Raw genomic sequence first — 13,794 nt, forward strand, 5'->3', positions numbered from 1 at the left:
TATTCTATGTCTGTTGTATCTGGTGCGACACAACATGACGCGACTAATTTAATCATCATTATAAGACCAGTGTTGGTCAAATTGTTGATCATTTTCTTGTTTAAACTTACTGATTTGCCGACGATCTTTTTTAGACGGGCGATGATCAGGTCGAGCAAGATTATGCAATTTTCTTTGCGATGCAAGCAATTCTCTTTTTGCTAAACTGACTTCAGTTTCTTCATAAAGGAGTTGTGCTACAGGTGCAGGACCACGCACACCTGAAATGGCTTTGATAACCACGGTTTTCTTTTCAAAGCCTTGTTGAATGGTGAGTTCCATTCCGACACGCACTTCTTTCGATACTTTGACACGTTCACCGTCAAAATGGACTTTGCCACCTTCAATTGCAGATTTGGCGATGCTACGTGTTTTAAAAAAACGTGCAGCCCACAGCCATTTGTCGATACGCATGGTTTCAGCAGGTAAATGTTGCTCTGCTTTAGGCATATTGCTTTTGTTCCTCAGCTTGTTCCAATAAAGGGATGAAATCTGTTAAATGTTTTAACATTGGAAATGGGGATTCGTCACGGACTAATCCTATAGATGAGGGTTGTTGAATACTAATTAAATGCTGTAAGCCGAATTTTTGTGCACCTAATAAAACTTTCTCTGTGTCATCAATAAAATAGGCGTGAGAAATATCAAATGGGTGTTGTTGATGCAATTTTTCCCAAAAGGCAGGAAATTCTTTGGCATGACCGATGGTTTCACTGCTGACAATCACATCGAAATACGCAGCTATTCCCGTTTGTTCTAATTTAAACTGTAAACTGGCGCAGTCTGCATTGGTGGCAAGCCAGCATGGATACTGGTTGCTTTTTAAATATTCGAGTAGCTCGATGCAACCATGATGAAGGCTGACTTTATGTTGATGCTCTTGTTGTAAAGCTAAGACATCCACTCCAACTTTTGACGACCAGAAACGGGATGAATACCAGTTCAAAGTATGACTATGTTCCTGATAAAACTGAAATAAAGTTGCCTGACTGTGTTCGAGTGTGCATTGATGAGTTTCGGCATAACGAATAGGCAGTAATTGGTTCCAGATTAGATCGTCATAGGCGAGATCGAGTAATGTGCCATCCATGTCGAATATCACAATTGGTTTAACCATTGAACAGTCCTAGCTATGTTTGGGAGTAATAAAAGTGGCAGCCCATTATAATCTGTCAGGCTGAATGAATCAGGCTTTACTATAGCAGCAAAGTAATGAATAGAATAAGGGTTGCTGAGTGCGTCGAGATTTATAAGTAAATGATGTCTGTTGATGGGGTGAATTGCCTTGCTCGCTGAAATACTTCATAGTAATGACGTACCTTTGTGCAAAAAACAAAAATCTAATTATTTTGTAATTAAATAAATTTAAATCAAAAATTTAGGCAATATTGATAATGGTTGAATGTGTGCGGCTGCTTTATGTCAGTAAATTCACTCAGAATGATGATGTTTTTAAAACTGAATTAATGAACATTTTAATGACCTCCGTTGATCATAATGCTTTGCATGAGATTACAGGGGTGTTGAGTTATGGCAATGGATATTTTGTTCAGTGTTTAGAGGGTGAAAAAACTAAAGTCAGTAATTTGTACTTTGATCGTATTTTAAAAGATTCACGCCATAAGGGGTGTCAGATTTTATATTTTGAAGAACAGATCGAGCGTATATTTTCTGAATGGGCAATGAAGTTTGCACCGATTAATCCGAGTATCAGGGCATTCTTTCAACTGCAGTATGCTCAAGAATTTAATCCGACTTTGTTGACGGCAAGAACTATTGGACCTTTCATCAAGCTTCTGGCGCAACAGAATGCATGGGAATACTATATTTAATTAGACTGGTAGAGTTTTTAACTCCGACGAAATTCTACGAAGCCTTCCTGTTGTGCAATTTAATGCTACTAAGCGTATGATGAATATAGGAATGCAATAATTTTACAAAGCACAGTAAAGAATACGCATTATGGCTTGCAATGAATCGGCATCGTTCAATAATGCTTATTAAAGGCAATTTATGTTTATAAAAACTGATGTACCGCAAGATGAAATGATCTTGAAACTTGTTCCGATGATGACTCAGGCATGTGAAATCCTTAATCAGGAATTTCAGCAATACTGTTCGGGTGAACATTTTAATATTGAACATAAGCATGATGATTCACCGGTTACGCAAGCAGACTTTAGAGCCAATCAATTTATTACACAGGCTTTGGCAAACATCAGCCCTGATATTCCGCTGTTGTCGGAAGAAGGCGATTATAGTCTACGTCAACAGTGGCAGCGTTTCTGGTTGCTTGATCCGCTGGATGGGACTAAAGAGTTTTTACATCAGCGACCTGAATTCACCATTAATTTAAGCTTGGTGGATGGTGCGCAAACGATATTTGCGATTTTAGCAATCCCAGGTGAGCAGTCTATGTATATCTGCCCATTTGAAGGAATGCCGTTGAAATTGGATTTTAAGACTCAACAATGGTTTATCTATACTCCTGAACAGCAGCAAGCGGATACAGTAAAAGTTGGTCTTAGCCCAAGTTCGCAGCAAAAAGGTCACTACCATGAGTATTTGCAAGTTTTAGAAAGCATCACAGAATACAGTGTGTTTAAGGCAGGAAGTGCCTATAAGTTCTGTATGATGCTGGAACATAAGATTGATATTTATCCGCGTTTTCACCCCACCAGTGAATGGGATACCAGTGCGGGGCAATGTCTACTCGAACGTATTGGTGGTGGACTTGTTGACTTTAAAGGACGCCCATTTTTATATAATCAGCGCGATAGTTTGCTGAATAAGGGTTTTATTGCCTACCGAACTGCAGAAATGCAAGTATTAGCCTTAGATGTACTTGCAAGAATGTTGAGCAAGCATTAAGCAAACAGGTTAAAATGGTTCAGTGTAAATACCAAAAAAATATGAAGATATCATGGCATTAGAAAGACTTCCACGCAGTATGCTCAAAGCAATTGATTTATTGCCTGATACCAGTACGCCTGTCACGTTGTTTACGCGACACTCTTTACGCGAGATTGTCAGTGGGCAGGGCTTAGCAGGTTATGATTTGCAATTGACATCTCAAGGCAGAGATTTGGCTCAGGCGTGGGGAGCACATCTAATTGGTCAAACGGATCGTATTATTCAGCATTGTATTTCCAGTCCCATTCAACGCTGTGTAGATACCGCAGCGCTGATGATTCAGGGTGCAGATTCTATGAGTCAGCAAAGTAATACCCATCATATTGAGATTGTGCAACAAGGCTTATTGGTTGAGCCTGGTAGTTTTGTCTTGGATATTAAGCAGGCAGGTCCTTATTTTCGTGAGCAAGGCGCATTGGGCTTTATTAATAGCTTTGTCAATAATGCACTGCCTGGAATGAAGCATCCGATTCATGGTGTGGTGGATGTGCTGGAGCTAATTTATAACACCCATCCACAGCAGCATAATGGTCTAAGTTTGGCTGTGAGTCACGATACAATTATTGCGGCGATTCTAGCAGTGATTTCGGGTAGAAATGTGATTACGCAAGAAGACTGGCCGCAGATGATGGAAGGTTTATTTGTCTGGTTTGAAGGTGATGAATTTTTAGACTCTAAACTCAAATGGATTTGGCGCGGTGAGTTACATGAACTCAATATTCGACAGTTTAAACAGCATCATTAACACGATTTTTTTGATGGTACGTAGTATTAATACTATCTAGTAGTTCTAGAATGGTCTTATTTTATCTTTTGTAATATTAAAGATGGTTGAAATTATAAATATAGTGGACGTAAAAAAAGCCCGGATGGGCTTTTTTTAATACATCAAATTAGTTAGCTAACGCTTTAACTTGAGTATTTAAACGGCTCTTATGACGAGCAGCTTTGTTTTTATGGATGATACCTTTATCAGCCATACGGTCGATTACAGGAACAGCTTTTTTGTAAGCTTCTGTAGCGACAGCATAGTCACCAGCAGCAATAGCAGCTACTGTGCGTTTGATGTAAGTACGAACCATAGAACGCAAGCTTGCGTTGTGTTTACGTGCTTTAACGTTTTGACGAGCACGTTTTTTTGCTTGAGCAGAGTTTGCCACTCGTGCACTCCTTGAATTAGATTGGTCTGGGCGGGCTGAAATTCAAACTGAAAACCAACATCAGCAGAACTATCACCAGCCCGTAAACAAGTGCCATATTTTGATTAAACATGGCTACGAAGTCAAGTCTTGACTTACTCTGACAACATTTTAGATGCAGAAAAATGTTAAAGAAAACGTTAGATTACTACTAAACCATGGAGAATGATCAAAAAATGATAAATCCGATTCAAAAGGCAATAGTGATTGGTGCAACAGGTTTAGTTGGTAGAACCTTAATAAAACAATTAAATGAATTAGCCAGTTGCGAGCAAATTACCGCAATAGTGCGACATTATGATGTGCAACTCAGTCAGATGGAAAAAGTTCATCAATTTGTGCTGGAAGATTTTTTAATGCTCAATGATGAGGATATTCATGGTCATAGTCATGCTTTTAGTTGTTTAGGTTCAACTTTGAAAAAAGCAGGTTCGAAAGCACAGTTTTATAATATTGATTACGAAATTAATGCACATTTTGCCGATTTATTGGAAGAAAAAGAAATACATTATCTGTTGGTGAGTGCGCTGGGAGCCAATCCGAAATCCCCAATTTTCTATAATCGGGTGAAAGGTGAGCTTGAACAGCATATTCGGGAGTTGGCTTTGTACAAGACATCCATTTTGCAACCTTCATTATTGCTGGGAGAGCGATCTGAACAACGGGTGTTAGAAGGTGCAACGCAACGTCTATATCAGAAAATGTCGCATTTGGTTCCCGATTCTTTCAAATATAAGCCAGTGACTGCAGAACAAGTGGCTCATACTATGGTCGTGGCAGCCCAATCTCAAACCGGAAAGTTTGAAATTTATGATAATTTACGCATACAAAAAGCCAAATAATGGAGAGAGAAGTGGCAACTGTTCCTTTTGTAACTTGTGATTTGCTTGATGATAACCCTGAAAAAGAACTTCAGGTGGTGACGCCATCAATGGATGGTAAATTCTTTAAAAGCTATGGCGCACGTAAAAGCTTTGGCGGTCAAGTCGTAACGGTCAAGTGTTTTGAAGATAACTCACGTGTGAAAGAGTTATTGGCGACTGATGGTACAGGTAAGGTGCTTGTGGTCGATGGTGGAGCGTCAATGCGCTGCGCACTCATGGGGGATTTGATTGCTGAATCAGCCGTGAAGTATCATTGGAATGGCGTAATTATTTACGGATGTGTGCGTGACGTGGATGCAATTGCGGAATTGGATTTAGGCGTGCATGCATTGGCTGCAATTCCACAAAAAAGTAATCGTAAAGGCATAGGCGAAACCGATATTCCACTCTATTTTGGTGGCGTGACCATCCAATCTGGTGATTATATTTATGCCGACAATAATGGTATTGTGGTGGCTAAAGAACAACTGGTCGAATTATAAGACTTTAAGAAATAAGGACAAATTATGGCGAACCATCAAATTAAAGTCATTCAAGCCTTGGCTTCCTCTTTGGCTGAAGGTGGTAGAGGAATTTCAGGGACAGCATTTCCAAAGCAGCCCGATAAACCGTTGAAACTCTATGAATTTGAAGGTTCCCCATTTTGTCGCCGTGTGCGTGAAGTTTTAACTTTACTCAATTTGGATTATGAGGTTTATCCTTGTCCTAAAGGTGGAACCAAGTACCGTCAAATCGTAAAACAACATGGTGGAAAAACTCAGTTTCCGTTCTTGATAGATGAAAATACATCCACTCACATGTATGAGTCACAACAGATTATCCATCATCTGTTTAAACATTATGGTCGTACAGGAAAGACCCCGAAAAAATTTGCGAAATATCCAAAGCTGCCTGTGGTTGCTTTTGCAGGAACAGTCATTAATGGGGCAAGAGGTGTTTGGGTCGATAAAAGAATTATTCATCGCGCAGCGCCAGAACAATTGCTTGAATTATGGGGCTTTGAAGCCAGCCCATTTACACGTGTGGTGCGTGGTGTACTGACTGAACTCGAACTGCCGTTCGTCTTTCATAATGTTGCGAAAGAACGTTGGCAGGATATGGGACCTGCAGTACTACGACTCAAACCGGGCAAATATGTTCCAATTAAAGAAGGTAAGCGTGAAAAAGTGGTCGAATTGATGGGGCGTGACATTCAAGTGCCATATTTAGTAGATCCAAATACGCAAGTAAAAATGTTTGAGTCGGCAAAAATTGTGAAGTATCTCAAACAGCAATACGGTGCATAGCCTTTAAGCTCGATAGCCTTGGAATCATCTAGATGTATGCCTAAGGTACTGTTTAAGTTGTTAGCATGCTGAAGACTTGCTGCATGCCTTCTGTCGCCGTTTTAGCGATTAACTGATACTGTGCAGGCATGCTTTGTTGATGCGCCTTAGGATCAATATAGTACGCCTGACAGTGTTGTGGAATTTCATGAATTAATCCTGCTACGGGATAAACCTCCAAGCTTGATCCGATCACAATGAAAATATCGGTGTGTTGCACAGTGTCTTGTGCTTCTACATAAGTGGGTACAGCTTCACCAAACCACACCACATGTGGTCGCAATGGGTAGCCCGCAGGGCAATGATCCTTTTCTAGATTGAGTTCCCAGCCCTGTATTGGATAAAATTCTGTCGAATATTCAGCATTCGGTCCAGAACTTTTGGCAAGGAGAATATTGCCATGTAAATGCAATACGTTGTCATTACCTGCACGTTCATGTAAGTCATCAATATTTTGTGTAATGACATTGACATGATAGTACTGTTGTAATTGAGCAATCAATTGATGTGCCAGATTCGGTTGGGCATCTAAAATATGCTTGCGACGTTGATTATAAAAGTCTTGAACCAATTGAGGGTTTCTAGCCCATGCTTCAGGTGTGGCAACATCTTCAATATTGTAATTTTCCCACAGTCCATCATGATCACGGAAGGTTTGAATACCACTTTCTGCACTCATCCCCGCACCTGAAAACACCACTAAGTTTTGCATAGCATCCCCTTATTGTGTTGCTTGAGCAGCAACAGTATTCATGACTCAGATTGACTTTACTTCATGTTGTATCCAATCGACAAATTTATTCAAAATCGGTGATGGTTCCTGAATGGAATGTACCAAATAGTAAGCACGATTGCTCTGTAATGGACTATTGCTGGCAATAACGAGCGCTTGGTTATTGAGTTCCTGTTCAATCAACATCTGTGGAATTAAAGCAACCCCCATGGAGTGTGATGCTGCAACAGCAAGCATTGAAAACAATTCATGGCGCTGTCCCTCATCGGCATTAGTATGCTGGATTTGATGTGCCTCAAACCATTCTTGCCAGATTGTCGGGCGAGTCGTTTGCTGTAATAAAGGCAGTTCTGCAATTTGCTCTGGAGTTAAATCATAACTGTGCGGACTTAGTTTTTTGGCATTGGGGAAATGTTTAAAAATAAGGTGAGGAGAACATACCGCAACCACATCTTCATGCATTAAAAAGTGGGCTTGGATGCTTGGCCAGTGTTCAATTTGTTGCTGTGTACCTGCATAAATGGCTGCATCAAACATCTGCTCATTAAAAAGAAAGGGTTTGGTACTGGTCTCTAAATGAATGGTAATTTCGGGATAGCGTGCATTAAAGGTATGTAATTTCGGGAGTAACCAACGTGTGGCAAAGGTCGGTACGACACCAAGCTTGAGCGTACCGCCCAAACCTTTATGTGACATGACTTCCTGTGTGATTTTTTCTAAGCCAATTAAATAGGGCTTTATCGACTCATAGTATTGCGTACCCGCGACAGTCAGTTCCATACCATGTCGGGTACGGGTAAACAGTTGAATATCTAAAAATTCTTCAAGTTGCTGGATTTGACGCGATACAGCACTTTGAGTCATCGACAGTTCTTGTGATGCATGTGTGTAACTGGCATGTTTAGCCGCAGATTCGAAGCAGAGCAGACTCTGCATGGATGGAATTTTTCTTCTCATGCTCATGACTAGATCATTAGGATATTATAAAACAGCATAAAACACGCCATTCAGATAATCTTAAAATAGCGCAGGAATATATTTTTTACCACTTTATGAGCTGATAAAGATGTGAACATGAAATAAGATATGCGTTTTTAGCATATCTGCATGCAAATTCATCGTTTGAATTATTTCCTGTTCACACATAGCATTACATTAGATAAATACATAAAGCAGAGGATGCGATGAATCAGATGGTGAAAACAAAAGCGGCGCGTGTGCAATTCGATTGGAAAGATCCTTTTTTAATTGAGCAACAATTGACAGAAGAAGAACGCATGATTCGTGATGCTGCACATGCCTATTGTCAAGATAAATTGATGCCGCGAGTGTTGGAACAGTTTCGTCATGAACGCACAGATCCTCATATTTTCCGTGAGATGGGTGAGCTTGGCTTATTGGGTCCAACCATTTCAGAACAATATGGTGGTGCGGGTTTAAATTATGTCAGTTATGGCTTAATTGCGCGTGAAATTGAACGTGTGGACTCGGGTTATCGCTCTATGGCGAGCGTGCAAAGTTCATTGGTGATGGTGCCCATTGAAGAATTTGGTACAGAGCAGCAAAAACAGCAATACCTACCTAAGCTTGCATCTGGAGAATACATTGGGTGCTTTGGTCTAACGGAACCCGATCATGGTTCTGACCCAGGCAGTATGATCACACGTGCTAAAAAAGTTGCAGGTGGTTATCGCTTGTCGGGTGCCAAAATGTGGATTACCAATAGCCCAATTGCCGATGTATTTGTGGTGTGGGCAAAAGAAGTCTCTGAAGAAGGCAATGTTGGCGACATTCGTGGCTTTATTTTAGAAAAAGGCTGGGAAGGACTTTCAGCACCAGCGATCCATGGCAAAGTTGGTTTACGTGCTTCTATTACAGGTGAAATTGTGATGGATAACGTATTTGTGCCAGAAGAGAATGCTTTTCCAGAAGTGCGCGGTTTAAAAGGTCCATTTACCTGCTTGAACAGTGCCCGTTACGGGATTGCATGGGGAGCAATGGGGGCAGCCGAATTCTGCTGGCATACTGCGCATCAATATACGATGGACCGTAAACAGTTTGGGCGTCCTTTGGCTGCGAATCAATTGATTCAAAAGAAACTTGCCGATATGCAAACTGAAATTGCCTTAGGTTTGCAGGTTGCACTGCGTTTTGGACGTATGAAAGATGAAGGGATTGCTTCGGTTGAAGGAACTTCGCTGATTAAGCGTAATAACTGTGGTAAGGCACTCGATATTGCGCGTTTAGCCCGTGACATGATGGGTGGTAATGGAATTAGTGATGAGTTTGGTGTTGCTCGTCATTTGGTCAATTTGGAAGTCGTGAATACATATGAAGGTACTCATGACGTCCATGCACTGATTCTTGGTCGCGCACAGACTGGGATTGCTGCATTCTAATTCTAAATTAAGTATGCATTTATTTAACATCGGGATGCTCGAAAGAGCATCTTGCGGGAGCATCTGTCTTAGAAAAAGCAAAATTGACAAAAAATACTCAGGAGTTAAAGATGGGGGCATTAAAAGGAATTCGTGTTTTAGATCTGAGCCGTGTCTTGGCGGGTCCTTGGTGCGGACAGACGCTGGCAGACTTGGGTGCTGAAGTGATTAAAATCGAACGTCCGCAATGTGGTGATGATACGCGCATGTGGGGACCGCCGTGGATGCTGAATGTACAAGGGGTAGCCACGCGTGAGTCGGGTTATTTTCAGACTGCGAACAGAAATAAATTTTCGGTCGCAATCAATATTACACGTCAAGAAGGACAGCAATTACTGCATGAAATGGTCAAGACCGCAGATGTGGTCATTGAAAACTACAAAGCTGGGTCTTTGCAAAAATATGGACTGGATTATGAGACTTTAAGTGCGCTTAACCCAAATCTAGTGTATTGCTCGATCACAGGATTTGGTCAAACGGGACCACGTGCGGCTGAACCCGGCTATGATTTTATTATTCAAGGCATGTCTGGATTGATGAGTATTACGGGTGAAGATGAAAGCTTAGGTCGTGGTGCACAAAAAGTCGGTGTCGCAGTGGTTGATATACAAACCGGATTATATGCCACGATTGCGATTCAGGCTGCGCTATTGGCACGACAGCAAATTGGACGAGGACAACATATTGATTTGTCATTACTAGATGTTCAGGTAGCAGGTTTAGCCAATCAAGGCATGAATTATCTGACGACAGGCGTATCTCCACAACGTATGGGGAATAGCCACCCAAATATCGTGCCGTATCAAACGTTTAAAGCAAAAGATAAAGAATTTATTGTGGCTTGTGGTAACGATAAGCAGTTTAAAGATTTTTGTATTGCTATTGGTTATACCTCTTTGTTAGAGGATGGACGGTTTAATCGGAATCAGGATCGTGTGCGACATCGTGAAGCGTTGATTGAATTATTATCCACGCATTTTTTACAGCAAAATGCAGAGTCATGGGTGAGTGCGATTCATGCATTTAAAGTACCTGTCGGTTTAATCAATTCTGTTGCTGAAGCTTTACAAGAACCTCAGATTCAGCATCGAGAGATGGTGGTTAAGCTTCCACATGCATTGAATCCAGAGTTTCAAGTGATTGGGTCTCCCATAAAAATGTCGGAAACACCTGTTGAATACCATCATGCTCCGCCACAATTGGGAGAACATACCATGTCTGTATTGTCTCAATTTAAAGCGGAACATGAATTAAAGCTGTTAAAAAGTATGGGTGTGATTGATGGGGAAATAGCCTAAGCTGAATGGCTATTTTTCTCAAGCTAAAAGCTTTAGCACGAATAGAAAAGAGATAAGATTCACTCACTTTTCTTCATATCGTAATTTTGCGAGTGGTCTAGTCAATTTAAAGCGGATTACTCAAAAAATCCTCAAGGAATGTGAGACATTTTGCATAGATAAATCTTATGCAGGGAATGGCAGTAAGGTTTGATTAAATGCTGTTGGCTGTTCTACATTCGAAATATGTAAAGTATCAATTTGAACTAGCCGACTGTTCGGAATCTGTGCTTGCATAAACTGCGCATCCGCTATCGTCTTCACAGGGTTAGTTGCCCCGCAGATGAACCACATAAACGGTTTGATGGTGGTCGCTGGAACTTCAACCGGTAAGCTTGCTAACAATGCAGACATACACCAGATATTATGGTTATTTTCACTGGCTTGGTTGGCACAGCCGTAGATCATATCAACGAATTTTATCCTGTCCACGGTGGGATTAGGGGGGCTATTGATTTCAAAAGCTCATCTTCTGTCGCATTACTCAATAGCCTCGCCTGCCACTTGAATACGGCAAGCGAGGTTGCCTTGTGGTAGCAATTCCAATTCGATTTTTCCTGCACGATAGAGTTCATTGACGCCCCAAGAGTCCGACTGACGAGGGAAAGAACGGATGACTTTTTTGACTGCACTGGCTTTCAACAGTTTCGCCAAACCATAGCCACCATTACCTCCGTTGTAGCTGACGATAGTGAGGTCTTTAATGCCGAGTTAAGTCATCGATCAGTTCAGCAGGTTGTCCTACTGTGCCAAAACCACCAATCATGATGGTTGAGCCGTCGGTGATTTGGGGGAGCACTTCGGTCAGAGATGCTTTACTTTTATTAAATATTATTTCCTAGATCTTTTAAGGTCATACTAACTTCTACTTGATTCGGTTGAGCGAATGGTTGTAGTTGCTGTTGAGCGCTTGGTTAAGATCACATGCGCGAATAAACCAATACAAATGCCCCAAAAAACAGAACTGAGTCCTAAAAAATGCATACCAGATGAGGTCGCGAGAAAGGTAATCAGTGCGGCATCACGCTGCGCTTCATTTTTCATTGCAGCGGTGATATTGGTTGCGATCGCCCCCAAGAGTGCTAAACCTGCCAAAGCAGCAACCAGCTCTTTAGGAAGTAGACTAAACAGCATCACAATACTGCCAGCAAACAGCCCACCTAAAATGTAGAAAATACCGTTGGCAATGCCTGCGATATAGCGTTTTTCTTTCAGTTCATGCGCATCTTTACCCATGCACAGTGCCGCTGTAATTGATGCAAGAACAATCGTGATTCCGCCTACACAAGCGACTGCCAAAGAAGCAATACTGGTGGTAATAATGATGGGTTTGGCAGGGGTGTCATACCCACTGAGTTTCATAATCGCCATGCCAGGTAAAAACTGTCCTGTCAGGCTGACCAGAATCAGGGGAAGTGCCAAATTTAACGTTGAATTCCATGTCCATTCGGGTTGTATGAAGTGAGGAATCGCGAGTGAAAAGTTCATGCTGACAGGATTCATTTTACCCAGAAGCAGACTTAAAGCGACGCCCGTACAGAGTACCCAAAGCATGGCATATCGAGGGCTCAAGCGTTTCGCCAATAAAAAAACAGTCAGCATACCAAACACAATCATTGGCATGCTATTGGTGGCGACAAAGAGTCCTAAACCAAACTGGAATAGAATACCTGCCATCATGGCAGCGGCAATATCTTGCGGAATCCAAGCCAGTAATTTGTCAAAATATCCTGAAGCACCAATCGCAAAGATCACAACGGCTGAGGTGATATAGGCTGCTACAGCTTCATTCAAAGAAATATGTGGAAACAGCGTCACCAATAGTGCTGTACCAGGCGCAGACCACGCCGTAATTACAGGAACTTTGAACTTAATCGATAGGAAGGTGCCTGCCAGCGCTGCACCAATGGATACACCCCAAATCCATGATGCCATCATGTCATTGGGTACATTGGCTTGTTGAGCCGCCTGAAAAAAAATAATCAATGGACCTGCGTATGAAATCAGGACAGCTAAAAAACCAGCAACGGTGGCTGATATGGACCAATCTTGTTTTAAAGTCTGTAACAGGGATCTCATTGCATTGCCTCCATGCTGATGTGTTCAATGATCCTGCAAAAAATAAAAGTGATCAGATTAGCCCTGATCACCACCGCCAACAGGTACTACAGTACCGGTCATATAAGAAGATTCATCTGATGCGAGGAACAAGATAGCATTCACTTGTTCTTGAATCGTGCCGTATCGGTTGAAGAAGCTACGCTCAAGGGTTTGATCGACCACTTGTTGCATCCACGCTTTTTCATTTTCGGTTAGCGGGTTGGCATTACGAGGAACTTTGCGTGGCGGAGCTTCAGTGCCACCCGTGGCCACGGCATTGACTCGAATCCCATCATGCGCATGTTCAAAGGCAAGCGAAGCAGTCAGTGCATTGACTCCGCCTTTAGAGGCGGAGTAAGGCACACGGTTAATACCACGTGTCGCAATTGACGACACATTCACAATGGTACCTTTTTGATTTTTGATCATTTCAGGTAAAACTGCTCGGCAGCACCAAAGCGTTGGAAATAAGGAGCGATTCACTTCTTTGATAATTTCTTCTTCAGAAAATTCCTCAAAGGGTTTCATCCAAATTGCACCACCGACATTATTGATCAGTACATCTACACGTCCATAGACTTCAAGTGCTTTTACTACAATAGTTTGTGCACCTACGAAGGTTTCAAGATTAGCTTTGACTGTTATAGCATCACCTTGATGTTCTTCAATTTCTGCTAATGTTTCATCGACATAGTCAGATAAATCAGCTAAGACAACTTGTGCGCCTTCGGCAGCGACTTGGAGTGCAACACCGCGACCAATGCCTTGAGCGGCACCAGTCACAATGACGACTTTGTTTAAAAATCTTTGACGATCCGACATGATA

The 13,794-nt window shown here is 41.7% G+C and carries 16 protein-coding genes and 1 pseudogene; 8 read left to right on the forward strand and 9 right to left on the reverse strand.

Features of this window, described 5'->3' with window-relative positions; translation table 11 throughout:
* Window positions 1–48: 48 nt before the first annotated feature.
* Entirely contained in the window at window positions 49–489 is a 441-nt protein-coding gene (locus MKI85_RS03750; protein WP_241625116.1) for an RNA-binding S4 domain-containing protein, read from the reverse strand.
* Complete coding sequence (locus MKI85_RS03755) at window positions 482–1,156, reverse strand: HAD-IA family hydrolase (RefSeq protein ID WP_241625117.1); 675 nt, start codon at window positions 1,154–1,156, stop codon at window positions 482–484. The genes MKI85_RS03750 and MKI85_RS03755 overlap by 8 nt, the downstream gene beginning before the upstream one ends.
* 277 nt (window positions 1,157–1,433) lie before the next feature.
* Here MKI85_RS03755 and MKI85_RS03760 point away from each other — a divergent pair, with 277 nt between their 5' ends.
* The 3 genes from MKI85_RS03760 to MKI85_RS03770 all read left to right on the forward strand — a co-directional run bounded on the left by MKI85_RS03760 (window position 1,434) and on the right by MKI85_RS03770 (window position 3,697).
* Complete coding sequence (locus MKI85_RS03760; RefSeq protein WP_241625118.1) at window positions 1,434–1,871, forward strand: BLUF domain-containing protein; 438 nt, start codon at window positions 1,434–1,436, stop codon at window positions 1,869–1,871.
* A gap of 181 nt (window positions 1,872–2,052) precedes the next feature.
* Window positions 2,053–2,910 carry a 3'(2'),5'-bisphosphate nucleotidase CysQ family protein gene (locus tag MKI85_RS03765; protein ID WP_241625120.1) on the forward strand — a complete coding sequence of 286 codons (858 nt, stop codon included), beginning with the start codon at window positions 2,053–2,055 and terminating at the stop codon, window positions 2,908–2,910.
* A 52-nt stretch (window positions 2,911–2,962) separates the two neighbouring features.
* The gene (locus MKI85_RS03770) at window positions 2,963–3,697 is read left to right on the forward strand and encodes a histidine phosphatase family protein (protein WP_241625122.1); all 735 of its coding nucleotides are present in this window, start codon (window positions 2,963–2,965) and stop codon (window positions 3,695–3,697) included.
* 148 nt (window positions 3,698–3,845) lie between these two features.
* Here the strand turns inward: MKI85_RS03770 and rpsT are convergent, their stop codons facing one another.
* The gene (gene rpsT, locus MKI85_RS03775) at window positions 3,846–4,112 is read right to left on the reverse strand and encodes a 30S ribosomal protein S20 (protein WP_131323587.1); all 267 of its coding nucleotides are present in this window, start codon (window positions 4,110–4,112) and stop codon (window positions 3,846–3,848) included.
* 215 nt (window positions 4,113–4,327) lie between these two features.
* Between rpsT and MKI85_RS03780 the strand changes: the two genes are divergently transcribed.
* The 3 genes from MKI85_RS03780 to MKI85_RS03790 are packed head-to-tail and all read left to right on the forward strand — an operon-like array spanning window position 4,328 to window position 6,321.
* Entirely contained in the window at window positions 4,328–4,993 is a 666-nt protein-coding gene (locus MKI85_RS03780; protein ID WP_241625124.1) for a Rossmann-fold NAD(P)-binding domain-containing protein, read from the forward strand.
* A gap of 11 nt (window positions 4,994–5,004) precedes the next feature.
* Window positions 5,005–5,517 (forward strand): ribonuclease E activity regulator RraA, encoded by a 513-nt coding sequence (rraA, locus tag MKI85_RS03785; protein ID WP_241625126.1) that lies wholly within the window; start codon window positions 5,005–5,007, stop codon window positions 5,515–5,517.
* Window positions 5,518–5,541: 24 nt separating this feature from the next.
* Window positions 5,542–6,321: a glutathione S-transferase N-terminal domain-containing protein gene (locus tag MKI85_RS03790; RefSeq protein ID WP_241625128.1), complete on the forward strand. Its 780-nt coding sequence runs from the start codon at window positions 5,542–5,544 to the stop codon at window positions 6,319–6,321.
* Window positions 6,322–6,373: 52 nt separating this feature from the next.
* On the opposite strand, the gene MKI85_RS03795 is transcribed toward MKI85_RS03790, so the two are convergent.
* Both MKI85_RS03795 and MKI85_RS03800 read right to left on the reverse strand, forming a co-directional pair.
* Entirely contained in the window at window positions 6,374–7,072 is a 699-nt protein-coding gene (locus MKI85_RS03795; RefSeq protein ID WP_241625130.1) for an SIR2 family NAD-dependent protein deacylase, read from the reverse strand.
* 45 nt (window positions 7,073–7,117) lie between these two features.
* On the reverse strand, window positions 7,118–8,050 hold the full coding sequence (locus MKI85_RS03800) for a LysR family transcriptional regulator (RefSeq protein ID WP_241625327.1): 933 nt from the start codon (window positions 8,048–8,050) through the stop codon (window positions 7,118–7,120).
* A 227-nt stretch (window positions 8,051–8,277) separates the two neighbouring features.
* Here MKI85_RS03800 and MKI85_RS03805 point away from each other — a divergent pair, with 227 nt between their 5' ends.
* Both MKI85_RS03805 and MKI85_RS03810 read left to right on the forward strand, forming a co-directional pair.
* A complete protein-coding gene (locus MKI85_RS03805) occupies window positions 8,278–9,492 on the forward strand; it encodes an acyl-CoA dehydrogenase (protein ID WP_241625132.1) in 1,215 nt (404 codons plus the stop codon).
* Window positions 9,493–9,602: 110 nt separating this feature from the next.
* Complete coding sequence (locus MKI85_RS03810) at window positions 9,603–10,829, forward strand: CaiB/BaiF CoA transferase family protein (protein ID WP_241625135.1); 1,227 nt, start codon at window positions 9,603–9,605, stop codon at window positions 10,827–10,829.
* Window positions 10,830–10,994: 165 nt separating this feature from the next.
* On the opposite strand, the gene MKI85_RS16945 is transcribed toward MKI85_RS03810, so the two are convergent.
* From MKI85_RS16945 to benD, 4 genes and pseudogenes are all read right to left on the reverse strand, one after another.
* Entirely contained in the window at window positions 10,995–11,222 is a 228-nt protein-coding gene (locus MKI85_RS16945; protein ID WP_413351019.1) for an alpha/beta fold hydrolase, read from the reverse strand.
* Between the two features lie 141 nt (window positions 11,223–11,363).
* A pseudogene (locus MKI85_RS03825) lies at window positions 11,364–11,700 on the reverse strand (3-oxoacid CoA-transferase subunit A); the annotation flags it as partial.
* A 26-nt stretch (window positions 11,701–11,726) separates the two neighbouring features.
* Entirely contained in the window at window positions 11,727–12,947 is a 1,221-nt protein-coding gene (gene benE, locus MKI85_RS03830) for a benzoate/H(+) symporter BenE (protein WP_241625136.1), read from the reverse strand.
* A 57-nt stretch (window positions 12,948–13,004) separates the two neighbouring features.
* Window positions 13,005–13,790, reverse strand: coding sequence for a benzoate diol dehydrogenase BenD (gene benD / locus MKI85_RS03835; RefSeq protein WP_241625138.1), 786 nt, complete (start codon window positions 13,788–13,790; stop codon window positions 13,005–13,007).
* Window positions 13,791–13,794 lie beyond the last annotated feature (4 nt).

The sequence above is a fragment of the Acinetobacter zhairuonensis genome (assembly GCF_022601715.1).
In the GTDB taxonomy this organism is placed as follows: domain Bacteria; phylum Pseudomonadota; class Gammaproteobacteria; order Pseudomonadales; family Moraxellaceae; genus Acinetobacter.

Coding starts and splice junctions, on each gene's coding strand:
- MKI85_RS03750 (WP_241625116.1), bottom strand. CDS start 489: ATGCCTAAAGCAGAGCAACATTTACCTGCTGAAACCATGCGTATCGAC.
- MKI85_RS03755 (WP_241625117.1), bottom strand. CDS start 1,156: ATGGTTAAACCAATTGTGATATTCGACATGGATGGCACATTACTCGAT.
- MKI85_RS03760 (WP_241625118.1), top strand. CDS start 1,434: ATGGTTGAATGTGTGCGGCTGCTTTATGTCAGTAAATTCACTCAGAAT.
- MKI85_RS03765 (WP_241625120.1), top strand. CDS start 2,053: ATGTTTATAAAAACTGATGTACCGCAAGATGAAATGATCTTGAAACTT.
- MKI85_RS03770 (WP_241625122.1), top strand. CDS start 2,963: ATGGCATTAGAAAGACTTCCACGCAGTATGCTCAAAGCAATTGATTTA.
- MKI85_RS03780 (WP_241625124.1), top strand. CDS start 4,328: ATGATAAATCCGATTCAAAAGGCAATAGTGATTGGTGCAACAGGTTTA.
- MKI85_RS03790 (WP_241625128.1), top strand. CDS start 5,542: ATGGCGAACCATCAAATTAAAGTCATTCAAGCCTTGGCTTCCTCTTTG.
- MKI85_RS03795 (WP_241625130.1), bottom strand. CDS start 7,072: ATGCAAAACTTAGTGGTGTTTTCAGGTGCGGGGATGAGTGCAGAAAGT.
- MKI85_RS03800 (WP_241625327.1), bottom strand. CDS start 8,050: ATGAGAAGAAAAATTCCATCCATGCAGAGTCTGCTCTGCTTCGAATCT.
- MKI85_RS03805 (WP_241625132.1), top strand. CDS start 8,278: ATGAATCAGATGGTGAAAACAAAAGCGGCGCGTGTGCAATTCGATTGG.
- MKI85_RS03810 (WP_241625135.1), top strand. CDS start 9,603: ATGGGGGCATTAAAAGGAATTCGTGTTTTAGATCTGAGCCGTGTCTTG.
- MKI85_RS16945 (WP_413351019.1), bottom strand. CDS start 11,222: ATGTCTGCATTGTTAGCAAGCTTACCGGTTGAAGTTCCAGCGACCACC.
- benE (WP_241625136.1), bottom strand. CDS start 12,947: ATGAGATCCCTGTTACAGACTTTAAAACAAGATTGGTCCATATCAGCC.
- benD (WP_241625138.1), bottom strand. CDS start 13,790: ATGTCGGATCGTCAAAGATTTTTAAACAAAGTCGTCATTGTGACTGGT.